The 17,994-nt window shown below is 69.6% G+C and carries 21 protein-coding genes; 11 read left to right on the forward strand and 10 right to left on the reverse strand.

Annotated elements, in window-relative coordinates:
* Positions 1 to 349 precede the first annotated feature (349 nt).
* On the forward strand, positions 350 to 1,933 hold the full coding sequence (locus VM685_RS18350) for an ATP-binding protein (RefSeq protein WP_325461621.1): 1,584 nt from the start codon (positions 350 to 352) through the stop codon (positions 1,931 to 1,933).
* Here the strand turns inward: VM685_RS18350 and VM685_RS18355 are convergent.
* Complete coding sequence (locus VM685_RS18355; protein WP_325461622.1) at positions 1,930 to 2,412, reverse strand: CinA family protein; 483 nt, start codon at positions 2,410 to 2,412, stop codon at positions 1,930 to 1,932. The genes VM685_RS18350 and VM685_RS18355 overlap by 4 nt on opposite strands.
* An 83-nt stretch (positions 2,413 to 2,495) precedes the next feature.
* Here VM685_RS18355 and VM685_RS18360 point away from each other — a divergent pair, with 83 nt between their 5' ends.
* The 4 genes from VM685_RS18360 to VM685_RS18375 all read left to right on the forward strand — a co-directional run bounded on the left by VM685_RS18360 (position 2,496) and on the right by VM685_RS18375 (position 4,848).
* Entirely contained in the window at positions 2,496 to 3,728 is a 1,233-nt protein-coding gene (locus VM685_RS18360) for a serine hydrolase domain-containing protein (RefSeq protein ID WP_325461623.1), read from the forward strand.
* Positions 3,729 to 3,766: 38 nt separating this feature from the next.
* The gene (locus VM685_RS18365) at positions 3,767 to 4,000 is read left to right on the forward strand and encodes a BolA family transcriptional regulator (RefSeq protein ID WP_325461624.1); all 234 of its coding nucleotides are present in this window, start codon (positions 3,767 to 3,769) and stop codon (positions 3,998 to 4,000) included.
* Between the two features lie 87 nt (positions 4,001 to 4,087).
* Complete coding sequence (gene grxD, locus VM685_RS18370; RefSeq protein WP_325461625.1) at positions 4,088 to 4,432, forward strand: Grx4 family monothiol glutaredoxin; 345 nt, start codon at positions 4,088 to 4,090, stop codon at positions 4,430 to 4,432.
* Entirely contained in the window at positions 4,429 to 4,848 is a 420-nt protein-coding gene (locus VM685_RS18375) for a thioesterase family protein (protein WP_325461626.1), read from the forward strand. Before grxD ends, VM685_RS18375 begins: the two co-directional genes overlap by 4 nt.
* Here VM685_RS18375 and VM685_RS18380 read toward each other — a convergent pair.
* The 3 genes from VM685_RS18380 to rpsD all read right to left on the reverse strand — a co-directional run bounded on the left by VM685_RS18380 (position 4,841) and on the right by rpsD (position 7,771).
* On the reverse strand, positions 4,841 to 6,331 hold the full coding sequence (locus VM685_RS18380) for a hypothetical protein (protein WP_325461627.1): 1,491 nt from the start codon (positions 6,329 to 6,331) through the stop codon (positions 4,841 to 4,843). The genes VM685_RS18375 and VM685_RS18380 overlap by 8 nt on opposite strands.
* A gap of 67 nt (positions 6,332 to 6,398) precedes the next feature.
* A complete protein-coding gene (locus VM685_RS18385) occupies positions 6,399 to 6,758 on the reverse strand; it encodes a hypothetical protein (protein ID WP_325461628.1) in 360 nt (119 codons plus the stop codon).
* A 395-nt stretch (positions 6,759 to 7,153) separates the two neighbouring features.
* Positions 7,154 to 7,771: a 30S ribosomal protein S4 gene (rpsD, locus tag VM685_RS18390; RefSeq protein WP_325461629.1), complete on the reverse strand. Its 618-nt coding sequence runs from the start codon at positions 7,769 to 7,771 to the stop codon at positions 7,154 to 7,156.
* 246 nt (positions 7,772 to 8,017) lie between these two features.
* Here rpsD and VM685_RS18395 point away from each other — a divergent pair, with 246 nt between their 5' ends.
* From VM685_RS18395 to VM685_RS18410, 4 genes are read left to right on the forward strand one after another with little or no spacing between them, the layout of a single operon-like run.
* Entirely contained in the window at positions 8,018 to 8,410 is a 393-nt protein-coding gene (locus VM685_RS18395; protein ID WP_325461630.1) for a hypothetical protein, read from the forward strand.
* Positions 8,410 to 8,910, forward strand: coding sequence for an ImmA/IrrE family metallo-endopeptidase (locus VM685_RS18400; RefSeq protein WP_325461631.1), 501 nt, complete (start codon positions 8,410 to 8,412; stop codon positions 8,908 to 8,910). The genes VM685_RS18395 and VM685_RS18400 overlap by 1 nt, the downstream gene beginning before the upstream one ends.
* Before the next feature lie 4 nt (positions 8,911 to 8,914).
* Positions 8,915 to 9,964 (forward strand): beta family protein, encoded by a 1,050-nt coding sequence (locus VM685_RS18405; RefSeq protein WP_325461632.1) that lies wholly within the window; start codon positions 8,915 to 8,917, stop codon positions 9,962 to 9,964.
* A 42-nt stretch (positions 9,965 to 10,006) separates the two neighbouring features.
* The gene (locus VM685_RS18410) at positions 10,007 to 11,131 is read left to right on the forward strand and encodes a PIN domain-containing protein (RefSeq protein WP_325461633.1); all 1,125 of its coding nucleotides are present in this window, start codon (positions 10,007 to 10,009) and stop codon (positions 11,129 to 11,131) included.
* A gap of 83 nt (positions 11,132 to 11,214) precedes the next feature.
* Here the strand turns inward: VM685_RS18410 and plsY are convergent, their stop codons facing one another.
* Positions 11,215 to 11,868, reverse strand: a complete 654-nt coding sequence (gene plsY / locus VM685_RS18415) for a glycerol-3-phosphate 1-O-acyltransferase PlsY (protein WP_325461634.1) — start codon at positions 11,866 to 11,868, stop codon at positions 11,215 to 11,217.
* A 380-nt stretch (positions 11,869 to 12,248) separates the two neighbouring features.
* Here plsY and VM685_RS18420 point away from each other — a divergent pair, with 380 nt between their 5' ends.
* Positions 12,249 to 12,872 carry a hypothetical protein gene (locus VM685_RS18420; protein WP_325461635.1) on the forward strand — a complete coding sequence of 208 codons (624 nt, stop codon included), beginning with the start codon at positions 12,249 to 12,251 and terminating at the stop codon, positions 12,870 to 12,872.
* 304 nt (positions 12,873 to 13,176) lie between these two features.
* On the opposite strand, the gene VM685_RS18425 is transcribed toward VM685_RS18420, so the two are convergent.
* The 4 genes from VM685_RS18425 to megL all read right to left on the reverse strand — a co-directional run bounded on the left by VM685_RS18425 (position 13,177) and on the right by megL (position 15,728).
* Complete coding sequence (locus tag VM685_RS18425) at positions 13,177 to 13,701, reverse strand: glycine cleavage system protein R (RefSeq protein ID WP_325461636.1); 525 nt, start codon at positions 13,699 to 13,701, stop codon at positions 13,177 to 13,179.
* 97 nt (positions 13,702 to 13,798) lie between these two features.
* The gene (locus VM685_RS18430) at positions 13,799 to 14,089 is read right to left on the reverse strand and encodes a hypothetical protein (RefSeq protein ID WP_325461637.1); all 291 of its coding nucleotides are present in this window, start codon (positions 14,087 to 14,089) and stop codon (positions 13,799 to 13,801) included.
* A 67-nt stretch (positions 14,090 to 14,156) separates the two neighbouring features.
* Entirely contained in the window at positions 14,157 to 14,483 is a 327-nt protein-coding gene (locus tag VM685_RS18435; RefSeq protein ID WP_325461638.1) for a hypothetical protein, read from the reverse strand.
* Between the two features lie 54 nt (positions 14,484 to 14,537).
* Positions 14,538 to 15,728 (reverse strand): methionine gamma-lyase, encoded by a 1,191-nt coding sequence (gene megL / locus VM685_RS18440; protein ID WP_325461639.1) that lies wholly within the window; start codon positions 15,726 to 15,728, stop codon positions 14,538 to 14,540.
* 117 nt (positions 15,729 to 15,845) lie between these two features.
* Between megL and VM685_RS18445 the strand changes: the two genes are divergently transcribed.
* On the forward strand, positions 15,846 to 16,325 hold the full coding sequence (locus VM685_RS18445) for an Lrp/AsnC family transcriptional regulator (RefSeq protein WP_325461640.1): 480 nt from the start codon (positions 15,846 to 15,848) through the stop codon (positions 16,323 to 16,325).
* Here VM685_RS18445 and VM685_RS18450 read toward each other — a convergent pair.
* Positions 16,322 to 17,908 carry an amidohydrolase gene (locus VM685_RS18450; protein WP_325461641.1) on the reverse strand — a complete coding sequence of 529 codons (1,587 nt, stop codon included), beginning with the start codon at positions 17,906 to 17,908 and terminating at the stop codon, positions 16,322 to 16,324. The genes VM685_RS18445 and VM685_RS18450 overlap by 4 nt on opposite strands.
* Positions 17,909 to 17,994 lie beyond the last annotated feature (86 nt).

Below are 17,994 nucleotides of genomic sequence, written 5' to 3' on the forward strand. Positions count from 1 at the left end.
CACCCATCCAGACCGTCATCGGCTCCGCTTGGGTCCCGGCTTTCGCCGGGATAAACGGATCTCGGGGAAGGCGGCGGTGAGAGGGCGACCGCCAAGCACACCAAGGCGCAAAGTCGCGACAGCCGCGCCATCGGCCTACGAACCACACGAACCCCACGAACCCCGGCCCCTTCGTGGTCTTCGTGTCCTTGGTGGTTCAAACGGCTCCGCCCCCGTCCGTGTGGTCCGTGTAGTCCGTGGTTCCCCTTCACCCGGTCGCAGCCACGGCCAGGCACGACCCGGTAACCTTACGGCTGGATCATGCGGCCGCGCGCTGGCAGCTTGGGCGCCTAGGACGAACACACCCGCCATGGCGCCCCTTCCGAGACGCACCCCTGACGCCTTGCCGGGCCCGGAGCCGGACATCGCCGGCTTCTTCGCCGTGTCGCTCGACATGCTGTGCATCCGCGACGCCGACTTCCGGTTCGTGAAGGTGAACCCCGCCTGGGAGACGGCGCTCGGCTACCGCGTCGAGGAGCTGGAGGGCCGGCCGATGCTGGACTTCATCCACCCCGACGACCGGCCGGCCAGCCACGGCCACATGCAGCGGCTGGAGCGCGAGACCGAGGTCGACGGCTTCATCAACCGCTACCGGTGCCGCGACGGCTCGTACCGTCACCTGGAATGGCGCGCCCGCCGGGTCGGCGACCTGGTCTATGGCGTCGCCCGCGACGTCACCGAGCGGCTGGCCATCGAGGCCGAGATGGCCGCCGCGCGCGCCGCGGCCGAGGCGGCCAACCGCGCCAAGAGCGACTTCCTGGCCAATATGAGCCACGAGATCCGCACGCCGCTGAACGGGGTGATCGGCGTCGCCGCGGCGCTGGCCCAGACCGAGCTCGCCGACCACCAGCGCGAGATGGTCGAGCTGATCGCCCGCTCGGGCGGCACGCTCGAGCGGCTGGTCTCCGACATCCTCGACCTCTCCAAGATCGAGGCCGGCCGGCTGGAGATCGAGGTGCGCCCGTTCGACCTCCGGGCCGAGCTGGACGGGGTGGTGGAGGTCTTCCGCCTGCGCGCCGAGGACAAGGGGCTCGCCTTCCGCGCGGAGCACGGCGCGGCGGCCCGCGGCGAGTTCCTCGGCGACGCCGTGCGGCTGAAGCAGGTGGCCGGCAACCTGCTCTCCAACGCGGTGAAGTTCACCGCGCACGGCGAGGTGGCGGTGCGGCTGGATGTCGAGGACGGCTGTGCCGGCGCCCCGGCCCGCCTGACCCTGGAGGTCCGCGACACCGGCGTCGGCTTCGACGAGGCCTTCGCCGCGCGGCTGTTCCAGCGCTTCAGCCAGGCCGACACCTCCATCACCCGCCGGTTCGGCGGCAGCGGCCTGGGTCTCTCCATCAGCCAGGCGCTCGCCGAGATGATGGGCGGCGAGCTGCAGGCCGCCTCGGTCCCGGGCCGCGGCAGCGTCTTCCGTCTCGTCCTGCCCCTGCCGCGCCACCGCCCGCTCGCCGAGTACGACGCCGGCTCCGCCGCGCCGGAGCCGCCGTCGGCGCTCGCCCTGCCGGAGCGCGCCGGCCCGCTGCGCATCCTGCTGGCCGAGGACCATCCGACCAACCGCCGCGTCGTGGAGCTCATCCTGCAGCCGCTGGGCGTGGAGCTCGTCGCCGTGGAGGACGGCGCCCTGGCCCTCGAAGCCTATCGCGCCGGGACCTTCGACCTGGTGCTGATGGACATGCAGATGCCGGTGATGGACGGCCTGGCCGCCACCCGGGCGATCCGCGGCCACGAGACGGCCGCCGGCGCGCCGCGCACCCCGCTGATCGTGCTCAGCGCCAACGCCATGCGCCAGCACCGCGAGGACGCCCGCGCCGCCGGCGCCGACCTGCACCTGGCCAAGCCGATCACCGCCCGGGCGCTCGTCGAGGCCATGGCCCGCGCGCTGGAGCCGGCGGCCTAGTCCCCGACCGCGCGGCCCAGCAGCTCCAGCGCCGCCGCCGCGAAGGCCCGCATGTTGGCCGAGCGGTCGTCCGAGCCGGTCTCGATGGTGATCACCTGCTCCACGGGGCCGGAGATCGCCACGCAGGTGTGGCCGGGCGCGTCGCCGTAGGGATTGCCGGTCGGCCCCGCCGCCCCGGTCTCCGAGACGCCCCAGGTCGCCCCGAACCGCTCCCGCGCCGTGCGGGCGAGCAGCAGCGCGTAGGGCTCGCTGGCCGAGCGCATGCCGGCCAGCGCCTCCTTGGGGATCTCCATCAGCATCACCCGGGCCTTGGGCGTGTAGACCACCGCGCCGCCCAGGTAGTATTTCGACGCCCCCGGCACGGCGAGCAGGGCCGCCGAGATGAGGCCGCCCGACGAGCTCTCCGCCACGGCCACCGTCTGCCCGGCCGCCTTCAGCCGCTCGCCCACCCCGCCCGCGATCCGTTCCAGCTCGTCCACGCTCGTCCCCCTTGGCTCGCGCCCCGTTCGGGGCCCATGATGGCCGCCTATTTCCAAGAAGACCATTTCACGGGAGGAATTTGATGGACGCCCAATCGCAGTGGACGGGCCTGGACGCCGGCCGGCTGGAGCGGATCACCGACCACCTGGAGCGCAACTACATCGGGAACGGCAAGATCGCCGGCTGCCAGGTCACCGTCGCCCGCCACGGCCACATCGCCTATGCGAAGAACTTCGGCCTGATGGACCGCGAGCGGGGCAAGCCCACCGCCGACGACACCATCTACCGCATCTATTCCATGACCAAGCCGATCACCTCGGTCGCCCTGATGACCCTGTACGAGCAGGGCCATTTCCAGCTCAACGACCCGGTCAGCCGCTTCGTCCCCTCCTGGAAGGACCACCGCGTCTGGACGAGCGGCGAGGGCGACGTCATGCAGACCGAGCCGGCGCACCGGCCGATCAGCTTCCGCGACGTGCTCTCCCACACCGCCGGCCTGACCTACGGCGGCGGCCTGCCGGGCGTCGGCGTCCAGCACCCGATCGACCACATCTACCGCTCGCTGAAGATCCGCTCCTTCGACGCGCCCGACAGCATGCAGGTGTTCCTCGACAAGCTGGGCCAGGTGCCGCTGCGCTACCAGCCGGGCACGGCCTGGATGTACTCGCTGGCCACCGACGTCTGCGGGGCGCTGGTCGAGGTGATCTCCGGCAAGCCGCTGGCCCAGTACCTCGACGAGGTGATCTTCCAGCCGCTCGGCATGACCGACACCGCCTTCCAGGTCGCGCCGGACAAGGCCCACCGCTTCGCCGCCAACTACCAGCGCGGGGCCGACAAGCAGCTGAAGCTGATCGACGACCCGGAGAAGAGCGCCTTCCTCCGCGAGCCCGGCTTCAAGTCCGGCGGCGGCGGCCTGACCGGCACCAGCGCCGACTACCTGCGGTTCTGCGAGATGCTGCGCCGCGGCGGCGAGCTGGACGGCCAGCGGATCCTCGGGCCCCGCACCATCGAGCTGATGCACATGAACCACCTGCCCGGCGGCAAGGACCTCACCCAGGTGGCCCTCGGCTCCTTCTCCGAGACCGCCAACGAGGGCGTCGGCTTCGGCCTGGGCTTCGCCTCCACCCTCGGCCAGGTGGAGACCGGCGCGCTCGGCGCCGGCGACTACTACTGGGGCGGGGCGGCCTCGACCATCTTCTGGGTCGACCCGAAGGAGGACCTCTCCGTCGTCTTCATGACCCAGCTGATGCCGTCGGGCACCTTCAACTTCCGCGGCCAGCTGAAGAGCATCATCTACTCGTCGATCATCGACTGAACTGGACGTCATGGGCGGACGGGCCTATCCGTCCGCCCATGCCGATGTCCCAACCCGACCTGGAAGCCGCCCTGCGCGAAGGCTTCCCCGACGCCGAGATCGAGGTCTTCGACCTGGCCGGCGACGGCGACCACTACCGCGCCCGGATCGTCTCGCCCGCCTTCCAGGGCCTGCCCCGCGTGCGCCAGCACCAGCTCGTCTACGCCGCGCTGAAGGGCAAGATGGGCGGCGAGCTGCACGCGCTGGCGCTGGAGACCTCCGCGCCCTCCTGACGCGCCGCGCACGGCCGCGCTTGACCCTGGGGACCCCCGTCCCTAGCTCTTGCCCCGAAGTTCCCATTCGCCGAAAGGGCGATCCGCATGACCGACGCCGCCACCGCCAACCCCGTCCACGACTGGATCTCCAAGTCCGTGGCCGAGAACCCCGTGATCGTCTTCATGAAGGGCGAGCCGGAACAGCCCCGCTGCGGCTTCTCCGCCGTGGTGGTGCAGATCCTCGACCACCTGGGCGTGGACTTCGTCGGCGTCGACGTGCTGCAGAGCGAAGCCCTGCGCGAAGGCATCAAGTCCTATTCCGACTGGCCGACCATCCCGCAGCTCTATGTGAAGGGCGAGTTCGTCGGCGGCGCGGACATCGTCAAGGAGATGTTCCAGACCGGCGAGCTGAAGGGCTTCCTGGCCGAACAGGGCGTGCTTACGGCGTGACCCGCCTGCTCGAGCCGCCGGAGGGCCGGCAGGTCTTCACGCGCGGCTTCGAGCCCACCGATGCCGACATCGACGCCAACGGCCACGTGAACAACGTGGTCTACCTGCGCTGGGCGCAGGAGCTGGCCATCGCCCACTGGGAGAGCCGCGCCCCGGCTGAGGCCCAGGCGCAATGGGCCTGGGTGGCGCTGCGCCACGAGATCGACTACCGCCGCGCCCTGCTGCCCGGCGAGACCGCGACCGGCCGCACCTGGGTCTCCGACACCGCCGAGGGCCCCCGCTTCGACCGCTTCGTGCGCATCGACGGCCCCGACGGCGCCATGTGCGCCCAGGTGGCCACCACCTGGGTGCTGATCGACCAGGCCACCGGCCGCCCCCGCCGCGTCCTGCCCTGGATGCTGGAGATGTTCAGCTAGCGGGCGGCGCCCCGTCCTCGGCCTCGTCGGCTTCCGGCTCGGCCTTCGCCTTGCCGGCCAGCAAGGCCCGCGCCTCGGCCGCGAGACGCCCGCCGTGCGGATTGTTGGCCACGGGCTTGAGGATCGCCTCCGCCTCCGCGCCCCGGCCCCTGGCGATCAGCGCCCGGGCGGCCATCACCGAGGTGGCCTGGACCGCCGGCGCGAGGCCGCGCGCCTCCAGCAGCGCATTGACGTCGTTGTCCGTCGGATAGTTCGGCTCCACCGTCCGGCTCTGCGAATAGGCGACCAGGGTGCGGTAGTCCGTCTGGTCGAGCGCATAGGCCTTGGCCAGGTAGGCGCGGCCGGCCCTGAAGCGGGCGACGCGCTCGGCGGGCCTGCGCTCGCCGGCCAGCAGCTGGCCCTGCCCGGCGATCCGCAGCGCCTCGATGTCGTCCGGCGAGGCCTCCAGCCGCCGCCGCAGGATCGCCTCGCCGCGCGCCACGTCGCCGTAGAGGAACTCCGCCTGGGCCAGCGTCAGCTCCGCGAGACGGTCGCCCGCATGGCCCCCGGCGCGGCGGCGGATCGCCCCCAGGTAATGCGGCTGCGGGTCGGCGGCCGCCCCGTCCATCAGCCTCAGGCGGTCGAGCAGCAGATCGTCGGCCGAGTCCGGCAGGCGGCTCACCACCAGCCGGGGCGGCGTGGCCACGCCCCTCAGCATCACCGACCGCAGCTGGCGGTAGGCCCGCAGCTCGCGGGTCAGCGTCTCCAGCGGCGCCCCCGTGGCGGTCTCGAACGCCTTCACCGGCGCCTCGCCCGCGGAGATCGCCCGAAGCGCCCGGTTGAGCTGGTCCGCCCGCGCCGCCGTGCTCTGCATGTAGTGGGTGAGCAGCCAGGCCTGGGCATAGAACTGGCCGCGCCGGTCGCGCGGCAGCTCCCAAACGCGCTTGGAGAGGACGACGTCCAGGGCAAGCCAGTCCTCCTTCAGCAGGGCATAGGCGGACGACGCGTCGGGCGCCCCGAGCGTGATGTCCGCCCCCACCACCTGGGCCGACGCCACGTACTCCGCCCAGCCCTCGACGAACCAGGCCGGATAGGCGACCGGGAAGCGGTCCAGCATGAAGTGGTGGGCGTACTCGTGGAACAGGGTGTCGTCGTAGCGGGCGTTGGCCCGGCTCGCCACGGCCAGGGCGTAGACCCCCTCGGGCCCGGCCCGGTACCAGCCCAGCATGTTCCGCACGCCCGGCCGGACCTGGCGCATCTCCTCGAAGTCGCGGACCAGGTAGATCTCCAGCTTGACCGGCGAGCTCTCCTGCGACGCGGCCGGCGCCAGCCGCTGCAGCAGGCCGTCGAAGGCGGCGAGCTTGGCCGCATACTCGCGCAGCACATGTTCCGGACCGCTGCTGTAGATGATGAAGCGGTCCGCCTCGGCCTTCAGCCAGGCCGCCTGGGCCGGCCCGGCGATCAGCAGCCCGACGGCCGCGGCCAACACGCTCAGGCGCTTCATGAGAGCTCCCCCGATCCCCTGGCCCGAGCCTAGGAACTCCCGGACCGGGCGTCGAGCCCCGGCCGCCTCAGCCCCCCGCCAGCGGGTTGAGCAGCACGACCCGCGCGCCCGGCGGCACGCCCAGTTCGGCCCAGGTGAAGCTCAGCTCCGTGGTCCCGCCGGCGAGCGACCGGCAGGGGTCGAGCCGCCGGCGCCCGAACGCCAGGGTCACCGCCCCGCCCTTGCGCTCCACGTGGAAGGCGAAGTCCGCCTTGCCCGTGCAGCCGCGGCTGGCCACCCGGATCGTCAGCGCCTCGCGCCCGGCCCGCGCCCCCTGGAGCGTCTCCAGCTCCGCCAGCGCCGCGCCGCCCGCCCCCACGACCGTCCGCGGCGCCGTCGCGCACCCGCCAAGCGCCAGAGCGGCCAGGACGAACACCCTGCGATTCATGCCCCCACTCCGCCACACCCGCGCCGCGCGGGGAAGAAAGGAAGGAACCACGGACCACACGGACTACACGGAAGGCCGCTGCGCGGCCGGATTGAACCCCGAAAGCCACGAAGGACACGAAAAGGGCGGCGCCCCCCCGACGCCGCACCACGAGACCCCTGCGCGCCGCCGGCGCGCGATTCAAACCCACACCCCGGCCGGGTCCCGCACGTCCAGCGCGACGCCTTTCGTGGCCTTCGTGCCTTTCGTGGTTCCCCGCCCCGCAGGGGCGCCGTCTTCCGTGTAATCCGTGTCTTCCGTGGTTCCCCTCTCCCGGAGGCGCGCCCAAACGCAGAAGGCCCCGGATCTCTCCGGGGCCCTCGCAAACTCTGAACTCGTCTCGGTAGGTCGGCGTCTTACGACGCGTAGAATTCGACCACGAGGTTCGGCTCCATCTTCACCGGATACGGCACCTCGGCCAGCTCCGGCGCGCGGACGAAGGTCGCCGCCATCGCCTTGCCGTCGACCGTGATGTAGTCCGGCGTGTCGCGCTCGCCCGACTGCAGGGCCTCCAGCACCAGGGCCATGTTGCGCGACCGCTCGCGCACCGAGACCACGTCGCCCGGCTTCACCCGGTAGGACGGGATGTTCACGCGCTTGCCGTTCACCAGCACGTGGCCGTGGTTGACGAACTGGCGGGCGGCGAACGGGGTCGGCACGAACTTGGCGCGGTAGACGATGGCGTCCAGGCGGCTTTCCAGCAGCGCGATCAGGTTCTCGGAGGTGTTGCCCTTGCGGCGGGCGGCTTCCTGGTAGATGCGCGAGAACTGCTTCTCGGTCAGGTTGCCGTAGTAGCCCTTCAGCTTCTGCTTGGCGCGCAGCTGCAGGCCGAAGTCCGACACCTTGCTCTTGCGGCGCTGGCCGTGCTGGCCGGGGCCGTAGGCGCGGGTGTTGATCGGAGACTTCGGGCGACCCCAGATGTTCTCGCCCATCCGGCGGTCGAGCTTGTACTTGGCGCTATGGCGCTTGGACATGATCCACTCTTCATCTGACCCGAGCCGGCGCCCCCGAAGATGAGGGCGCGATTGCAACGGCGGCTTCGCGTCGTCCCGTCATAGGTACCAGCACCGCCCGGGCAAGCCCGGCGGCTGGAAGGGCGCGGTTATGATGGGGGGAGAGGTAGGAGTCAAGGTTGGGGGGCCGATGCACCACTAGATTGTGGCAGAGTGCGAACTAGACTATAGTTCCGCTTTCGTTCTAACTTCGCGTGGGCGACGCACTTGCTGAAGAAGAAGCTCGGATGGATTGGGCTTGGAGCGCTCCTCGTTCTCGCGCTCTGCCTCATTTCGGCTATCGCTGGCGGCGCGCTGAGTCACCGCTTTGGTAGCAGTAGCCACACTATTTCATACGCCGATTTCATCTCCATCATGCTGACGGCCGTCTCGGTCCTGTTGGCCGCGCTCACCATATTCCTCGCCGTCCTCGGTGTGCTCGGATGGGCAGCGATCTCGAATGGTGTACGAAGCCGGACAGAATTCTTCCTCAACGAGGGATTCAAGGAAGGCAATTCGCTCTATTCACTCGTGGAGGCGCGGGTTGCCGCGATTGTCTACAAGGGCATCGCGGCCATTGATGAAGCTGACGACACTTCGGAAAACGGGGAAAAGGCGTAGTGAGCGATCCCCTATTGCACCGCCTAACTGCCGACGAGGCAAATATTGTTGCGCAGTTCACGCAAGAATATCCAGTTAAGGTGGGTGAGCTTGCTCAAACCCTTGGCCTAAGGGTCGTGACAGCTCCATTGGAACCCCGCATCTCTGGCCTGATTCAGCCATCTCGCGAGGCAAAGGCAGGCTTTGAGATTAAGGTCAACAAATACGAGACACCTGAACGGCAGCGTTTTACCATTGCTCACGAGATTGCGCATTATCTACTGCACCGCGATTCGATTGGGAGCGGTGTTGTAGATAGCGTTCTCTACCGATCTAACCTGACCTCTCGCAAGGAAACGGAGGCCAACAGGCTTGCAGCGACAATTGTAATGCCTGCATCATTGGTCGCCAGAGAGGCGAACCGCCTGGGCGGCGCAAGTCGGCCCGGCGTCGCGGAGGAGCTAGCAAGGTTGTTCAGGGTTTCTGGCCCAGCGATGAAGGTCCGGCTTGGGTTGACCTGAGACCATGCTGGAGACCGTCTTCTACTGCCCCATTCTCCACGCGCGCGTCGCCGAGGTGAAAGCGCTCTCCCAACTATCTGGCGCAGCCAAGGACCGGATTTTCCCTGTTATCGTCTGGAGACCGTGGCCTAACGCAAAGTCCCTGGACCGGACTGCCGAGAAGGTCACAGAGGCGATGGGAGGAAGACGCTTCGCGATTGACCTTGATCGGACGAAGTTCAAGAGCACAGAAACTGCAGCAGGCAAGGCATTCGATACCCTCTTTGACCCAGATAACGGCTATGCCAGCTATTATAGGTTAGTAGGCGATCTACCGAGCGCCGTCCCCGTATTGCGATCATCATCGGACAACTTCCAAGATCAGATTGCCCACATTGAGACCCTAGATCGTGGAGTTGTGGTAAGACTAGAATACGGATCAGCCGCGAATAATATCGAGGCCGCACGAACACTCATTCGCGAGACGCCAGATGTCGTCATTCTCGTAGACGCCGGGTGGTCGTCGGATCTATTAGGGCGCGAACTCTGGGCATCTGAAGTAGTACAGTCGATGACCGACGTACGTCCAGAAATCGAACTGATAGTCTCCGGTAGCAGCTTTCCAAATACATTCGCCAACATAAAGGGGAGGGGGCGCATTCCTGTGAAGGAGCGGCGCCTGCACACTCAACTAACGCGCAGGCACAACGCCGCCAACCTCCTGTACGGCGATTGGGGAAGCACCCGCCCCCCCGCAGTCGATGCAGCTCCAATGCGTAATGTTCCACGCATTGACCTGCCTTTTCAGGCGGAATGGCTCTGCTATCGCCAATCGAACGAAGAGGGGTATCCCGAGCTTGCTCGGCAGATGATGGATGACCCTTCGTGGCCCGCTGAGTTAGCCATTTGGGGCACGTACATGATTACATGTACTGCGGATGGACTTCCGGGATCGATCCGCAGTCCAGGTACGGCAGCTGCGGCTCGGATAAACATCCACTTGCACCGCCAAGCATTTGTTGGCGCAGAGGCAGTTCCGGGTGATCCAGAAGAACCATACGTCGACGTAGTTTAAGCGAACGCTTCGGCCGACTGAACCCAACGGTATCCCAATCGTATGCCCTTCGACGCCATCACGATCGACGCCAATGTGGCCTACCGCAATGGTTTCGACTTCGAACACGGCCTGCTTGCGGAGCTTCGACAGTTCGCGCATGGCGAGGTCAAATTCGTTCTCTCCGAAGTCGTGCTGCGAGAGATCCGGAAGGGGATGGCGGCTAAAGCAGTCTCTGCAAGGGACAAGCTTCGGAATGCAATCAAGGACGGCCTGGAGCAAGGCCTCATACCCGCCGAAAAGACGGACGACGTGGCCAAGACTGCGCAGGAGCTTGTAGCCCCGCGACAAGCCGCAGAAGCCCGGATCAAGGCGTTTATGGAGGAGACGGGCGCACAGGTGGTGGAAGCAGACGAAATTGACGTCTCAGACGTCGTTGATCTCTATTTTGCGTCGCAGCCACCTTTTGAAGCGAGCGGCAACAAAAAGGCCGAATTTCCTGACGCCATCGCGTTACTCTCATTGCAGAGCTGGGCAGGCCAGCGCGGCGCGAAAGTGCTCGCGGTCTCACAAGACGAGGGCTGGAAAGCATTCGCCACATCCGTCGAGAGCCTATGTGTCGTAGACGATTTGGCGCAAGCGCTGTCCGTTCTACAGGCGCAGGCCGAAGCTCCGGAGAAGGCTGCACAGAAAACTCTTGGCCTCCTCAAGACCGGACAGGCACCGGAACTTGAAGAGAAGTTTCGCTCTTCCCTTGAATGGGCTGTTCAAAACCTCGATGTCGAGCCTGCAGGAGATTCTTACTATTACTTTGAGGCGGAACTATCTGGCATCCAGTTTCAGCACTACGAACTCGTCGAGGAAGAAACTGGCAAGTTCGAGCTCGTTATTGTACGCGTCGAGGAAGGCGAGCTGGTCTGCCAGGCCCAAGTGATCATTACGGCGACAGTCGAGGCTTCGTTCAATTTGCGTCAGTGGGACAGCGTTGATCGCGAATACATCCGCCTGGGTTCTACGTCAGCGAGCACCGCTGTCGAGTTCGAAGCCGGCGCGCTGATCACGTTCTCGGGTGACCCACAGGATCCTGAGGCGCAGCTGGCGATTGACCACGTGGATTTGGTTGATGCAATCGACAGCGTGGACTTCGGAGAGATAGAACCGGATCGCGGCGACTACTACTACGAGTGACATCTTCCTGACAGACAGGAATACGTCGCCGACGCTCATAAGGCAGGAACGGATCGACTGTCCGTGGGCCACGGCAGCCCCCCTCACCCCGCCCCCACCCGCGGCTCCGTCCCCGCCCGCAGGCGGCCGATGTTCGCGCGGTGCCGCACCACCACATAGAGCGCACCCACAGTGACCAGGAGGCGCGTGGGGAGCGGCTGGGGAAGCGCCCAGACGAGGGCCACGGACGTGAGGGCGCCGGTCATCGAGGCGAGCGACATGAACCGCCAGGCGGCCAGCACGCCCACGACCACCACGCCTGCGCCGAGGCCCACGGGCCAGGCCAGCGCCAGGAGGACGCCCAGGCCCGTGGCGGCGGACTTGCCGCCGGTGAAGCCCAGCCAGACCGAGCGGGCGTGGCCCACGACGACCGCGAGGCCGGCCGCCGCCACCACCCACGGCGCCCAGGGGTCGGGCGCGCCGCCCGCCCCCGCCCCGGCCCAGGCCCAGGCCCCAGCCCAGGCCATGAGCGCGCGGGCCAGGGCCACCGCCGCCCAGCCCTTGGCGAGGTCGACCGCCAGCACGGCCAGCCCCGGCCCGACGCCCAGCGTGCGGATCGCATTGGTCGCCCCCACCGAGCCCGAGCCGTGGGCGCGGATGTCGATCCCCTTCAGCCACCGCGCCGCCAGCCAGGCGGTCGGGACCGAGCCCAGCAGATAGGCCGCGACCAGCGCGGCGACGGCGACGATCCAGACCATGATCTCCCTCCCTTGATGGGGAGGGACGACTCGCCAAGGGCGAGCGGGGTGGGGAAGCCGCGTTCAGACCCCCACCTCCCCGCCATGCCCACACTCCCCCACCCGTCCGGCCTGAGTTTACCCTCGGGCCGGCCGAATGGCCGGACCCGGGGGTCCACCCTCCCCATCAAGGGCGGGAAAGACAAGCACCCCTCCCTCCCTTGATGGGGAGGGACGACTCGCCGGAGGCGAGCGGGGTGGGGAAGCCGCGTTCAGACCCCCACCTCCCCGCCAGGCCCACACTCCCCCACCCTGCCGCTCGCGCGGCCTGTCCCTCCCCATCAAGGGAGGGAAGCCAAAAACTTGACTTCCCCATTCTCCTATGTTCCCGTTTTGTTCTCATGGCCGACCACGCCGCCCCGCCTGCCGAAGACCGCCACACGGCGATGCTGCGCGAGCTGGCGGCGATGAGCCTGACGCTGGCCCGCGAGCTGCAGCAGCGGGCGCTGCAGGCCGAGACCCCGGACGAGGCCGTCAGGCTGGCCACCGCCTTCCACCGGGTCTCCCGCGGCCTGCGCCAGACGCTGGCGCTCGAGCTGAAGGTCGTCCGCCACCGCGACGACCAGGCGCGCGAGGCCCAGGTCGCCACCGACGCCGCCGCCGAGGCCGCCGCCGCCGCGCTGCGCCCCCAGGCCATCGCCGACCGCCGCGAGCAGGTCCGGAAGCTCACCTCCCGCGCCATCTGGACCGAGCACGACCCGCCCGACTGGCGGGCGGAGGCGGACGACCTCGACCTCCCCGCGCCGCCGCAGGACACCACCCGCCTCGCCTGCGACCTGCAGCGCTGGCTGGACCGCGCCGTCCGCCGCGCGGACTTCCTGAGCGCCCCGGTCGACGACCTGGTGCGCGAGGCCTGCGCCGCCATCGGCGCCGACCCCGCCTTCATCTACGCCCCCGCCCGGGCTCCCGCGCCCGAACCGGACCACGAACCGGACCGCGAACCGGCGGTGGTGGACACCGGCTGACCTCGCCGCTCATCCCTCGGCGCTCATCCCGGCGAACGCCGGGACCCAAGCCGGCTCAGCAGGCGCGCTTCGCGCGAAACCACGGAAAACACGGATTACACGGAAGGCGGGCCCTCCCCCGGGTCAGGCGCCTGAAAGATCCTGCGCGCCTTCGGCGCGCGATTCCCGCCCCCACGCCGTCGCCGGATCGCGCGCTCTCAGCGCCGACCCCGTCCGTGTCATCCGTGTGATCCGTGGTTCAATAAGAACGGCGCCGCGCCCTTCCGTGTATTCCGTGTGGTCCGTGGTTCGCTTCAAATCCCGGCTAGGCCGCCGCCCCCGGCGCCACCGAGATGTCCACCATCACCTCCGCCGAGATCTGCTCCAGCGCCGCCTGCACGCGCTCGGCCGCCAGCCCCGGCGGCAGGCGCAGGCGGGCGTCCAGGTGGAAGATCGGCGCGCCGGAATGCGGCTCCGGCGCCACGTGGGTCGAGAGCGCCTCGATGTTGACGTCCAGGCCGCTGACCACCGCGGTCACCTGGCGCACGATGCCCGGCCGGTCCTGGCCCACCAGGCTGAGCTCGAGGGTCTCGCCGGCCGCCGGGGCGCCCTCCACCGCCGGGATGACCCGCACCTCGAGCCCGCGGGCGTCGACCGCGGCCACCGCCGCGCGCAGGGCGTCCACCCGCTCGTCGCCGATCTCCACCAGGGCCGAGCCCACATAGAGGCCGCCCAGCCGGCTGAGGTGGCTCTCCAGCCAGTTGCCGCCGGCCGAATGGACCGCCTCGGCGAGGATGCCGGTGAGGCCGGGCCGGTCGGAGCCCACCACGCTCAGGATAACCGACGCCATGACCAACTCCTGCGGCCGGGCGGGCGCGGGCCGCCGGGCCGGACTGTGCCGCGAGGGCGGCCGCGGGCGGAGCGCCCGCGGCCGCGGGGTCGCGAAGCTAGTGCTTCTCGGCCGGGGTGGTGACCGCCGCGTCGGCGGCGGCGCCGGCGTTGGTGGCCGCCTCGCCCGTGGCGTTGGCCGCGCCGGCCGCGGCGTCGCCGGTGGCGTCGGCGGCGTTGGCCGCGGCGTCGGTGGCGGCGGCCGTGTTGGCGGCGGTGTCGCCGGCCGCGGAGCTGGCGGTGGCCGCGGCGTTGTCGCCGGTGGCCTCGGCGGCCTCCTCGGTCTTCTGCGAGCAGGCGGCGAGCGAGAGCGCGGCCGCCGCGGCGGCGACGATCATGATGGAACGCATGGTTGAAGTCCTCCCTGATGAAGGCCCGCAGCCTTCACCATCGCGGAGGTCCTGCCAAGCCCGCGCGTCACCCCCCGGCCCGGCGGCTGACCAGGTCGGCCGGCGGGAACGGCGCCGCCTGGCCGGAGCCCTGGGTCCGCGAGGCCAGCCGGCCCTTGACCGTGCGCCAGATCAGCGGCGCGTTGGCCAGCGCCAGCCGCCGCAGCGCCGGATTGAGCAGCAGCGCCCCGCCGGCCGCCGCGCCCACCACCAAGAGGCCGGTGGAGATCGGGTGGCGCCGCGCCTGGGTCGCCACCATCTGCGCGCCCTCGGCGGACCGCTGCTTGGACACGCGCGCGGCGCGCACGGCGCTCGCCTTCAGGGCCTCGCCCTTGCGGGATTTCTGCTTGGTCATGGGCCGGGTCCTCTGGTTGATCGCCCCCTAAACGCGGCCGGCCCGGCAATGTTCTCAGGCGGCCAGCGCCGCCTCGAAGTCGCGCCACAGGTCGGCGACGGATTCCAGCCCCACGGAGATCCGGACCAGGCCGTCGCTGATGCCGTGGGCGGCCCGCTCCTGCGGCGTGTAGGTGGAGTGGGTCATCGACGCCGGGTGCTGCACCAGGGTCTCGGCGTCGCCGAGGCTGACGGCGCAGCGGGCGAGCGTGAGGCCGTTCAGGAACCGCACCGCCGCCTCCCGGCCGCCCTTCAGCTCCAGCGCGATCATGCCGCCGAAGCCGCCGGTGAACTGCCGCTTCGCCAGCGCGTGCTGCGGATGGGCGGCCAGGCCCGGATAGAGCACCTGGGTCACCGCCGGATGGGCGTCCAGCCGGCCGGCGATCTCCAGGGCGCTGGCGCTGTGGCGCTCCACGCGCAGCTGCAGGGTCTTCAGGCCGCGCAGCACCAGCATGGCGTCCATGGGCGAGATCACCGCGCCGGTGGCGTCCTTGATGCCCGTGCCGCGGATCCGGGCGATCAGCTCGCCGTCGCCGACCACGACGCCCGCCACGAGGTCGCCGTGGCCGCCGAGGTACTTGGTGGCCGAGTGGACGACGAGGTGGGCCCCCAGCGCCAGCGGCCGCTGCAGCAGCGGCGTGGCGTAGGTGTTGTCGACGATCACCACCGCCCCGGCCGCCCGGGCGGCGGCGGAGACCGCGGCGATGTCCACCAGCCGCATGTTGGGGTTGGCCGGGGTCTCGAAGAACACCGCCTTGGCCGGCCGGGCGAGCGCCGCCTCGACGGCCGCGTGGTCGGTCATGTCCACGTGCTCGACGACGATGCCGAAGTCGGCCAGCTGGTGGCGGAAGAAGGCGAAGGTGCAGCCGTAGAGCGTCATGTCGGTGACCAGCCGGTCGCCCGGCCGCAGCAGCGTCCACAGGGTGGCGGCGATGGCTCCCATGCCCGACGCCGTGGCCGCGGCGGCCTCGCCGCCCTCCAGCGACGCCAGCCGGCGCTCGAGCAGGGCGATCGTCGGGTTGCCGAGGCGGGTGTAGATGTAGCCCGCCTCCTCGCCGGCGAACCGGCGGGCGCCGGACTCGGCGCTCTCGAAGCAGAAGGTGGAGGTCATGTAGACCGGCGGGGCCAGCGCGCCGTGGTGGTCGGCCGGGTCGTAGCCCTCGTGGATCGCCCGCGTCTCGAACGCCCAGTCCCGACCCGAACCCATATGCCTACTCCACACCAACCAGCCTGGAGGATAGGCCCGGCCGCCGCCGCACGTCCTTGCGTATTCAGCCGCGGCGGCCCAGGTTCGCGGCGTCTTCTGCTGTGTGGGAGCCTTCTGTTGGCGGATTCTGACCTGGACGCCCTGGACCGCCGGATCCTCGCCGAGCTGGAGAAGGACGGCCGCCTGCCCAACAGCGAGCTGGCCCAGCGGGTGGGGCTGTCAGAGTCGCCGTGCCTGCGGCGCGTCCGGCGGCTGGAGCAGGCCGGCTACATCACCGGCTACCACGCCCACCTCGAGCCCCGGCTCAACGGCCGCGGCCTGACGGTCTTCGTGGGCGTCAAGGTGCGCCGCCACGCCAGCGAGGAGGTGCTGCCGTTCGAGGACTGGACCCGCGGCCGGCCGGAGGTGGCGGCCTGTTTCCTGATCTCCGGCGAGTTCGACTACCTGCTGCACGTCGCCGTGCAGGACCTCGCCGCCTACGAGGCCTTCCTCACCGGCCACCTGCTGCGCAACCCGGCGATCGCCGACATCCGCTCGATGATCGCCGTGCGCAGCGTCAAGGCGCCCTTCGGCCTGGCGGCGGGGCCCCTGCCCTAGTCCGCCGCCTTCGGCCGCTCCAGCGTCGGCCACTTCACGCCGAGCTGGTCGAGGTAGGTCGGATACTTGGCCGGGTCGTAGTAGAGCGGCCGCATGGCCGGGCGGAATTGGGCCATGACCTCGGCGTTCATGTCGGCCGCCGGCCTGTCGTTGGGGCCGATCACCGGGACGTACGTCTCGGTCTTGGTCTGGACGTCGGTGAAGTAGGCCTTGGCCGCGGCCCGCAGCTTCGGCTGGGTCAGCAGGTCCAGCGTGGTCATGGCCACCACCTTGGAGCCCGCCACCACGCCCTTGTGGGCGATGGGCGTGGCCATGGCGATGGCGTTGGCCCAGTTGTGGCCCGGCAGCTCGGGGATGTTCGACGGATAGCGGACGGTGATGGTCGGCACGACCCAGGACACGTCGCCGATGTCGTCGGAGCCGCCGCTCTCCGGCTTCTCCTTGGGCGGCTCCAGCTTGTCGAGCTCGACGGCCAGCCCCTCGACCTTCTCGGCCTTGACCTCCTTTTGGACGGCCTTGGCGAAGGCCTGCTCCTCGGGCGTCCACTTCGGCAGGCCGACCATCCGGATGTTGGCGTAGGCCGCCTCGGCCATGGGCCGGTTGAAGTGGCGCGGCGCGGCCGTCCCCAGCACCCGGCGCTCCACCGTGGTGTCGGTCATCATGGCCGCGCCGTCGGCGATACGGTTGCCGACCGCGTAGAGGTCGCTGATGCGTTTGAAGTCCTGCTCGCGGAAATAGTACCAGACGCTGGCCCGCTCGGGCACGACGTTGGGCTGGTCGCCGCCGTCGCGGATCACGTAGTGCGAGCGCTGCTCGGGACGGATGTGCTCGCGACGGAACTCCCAGCCGGCGTTCATCAGGCTGACCGCGTCCAGCGCCGAGCGGCCCATCCACGGCTTGCCGGCCGAATGCGCCGTGCCGCCCTTGAAGGTGTACTCCACCGAGACCAGCCCCGTGCCCATGGGCTTGCCCCAGGAGGTGCCGAGGTTGTCGCCCACGTGGGTGAAGATCACCGCGTCCACGTCCTTGAAGACGCCGTCGCGGACCATGTAGGCCTTGCCGGCGACCAGCTCCTCGGCGACGCCTGGCCACAGCATCAGCGTCCCGGCGATGTTCTCCTTCTGCATGATGTCCTTCACCGCCAGGGCCGCGACGACGTTCAGGGCCTGGCCGGAGTTGTGGCCCTCGCCGTGGCCGGGCGCGCCCTCCACCTGCGGCTGGCGCCAGGGGATGCCGGGGGTCTGTGAGGCCTTGGGGATGCCGTCGATGTCGGAGCCGAGGGCGACCACCGGTCCGCCCTTGCCGTTCGTCCAGGTGGCCACCCAGCCGGTGGGAAGCCCGGAGACGCCGCGGGTGACGGTGAAACCGTTCTTCTCGAGGATCTCGGTCACATAGCGGGAGGTCTCGACCTCCTGGAAGCCGAGCTCGCCGAACGAGAAGATGCTGTCGTTCATCTCCTGCGCCAGCTTGGCGCGCGCCTCGACGCCGGCGATCGCCTGCTTCTTCAGCGCCGGCAGCGGCGCCGCGTGGGCCGCGGTGGCGAACAGCGCCGCGGCGAGCGCCAGCGGAATGGACCTGGACATGACGAGACTCCCCCGAAACCGAGGGAGGACGCTGGACGAGGAGCCCGGGGCTTGTCCAGTGCGGCGGGACCGGGATCGGGTCCCGC

The organism is Phenylobacterium sp. (assembly GCF_035539035.1).
In the GTDB taxonomy this organism is placed as follows: Bacteria; Pseudomonadota; Alphaproteobacteria; order Caulobacterales; family Caulobacteraceae; genus Phenylobacterium.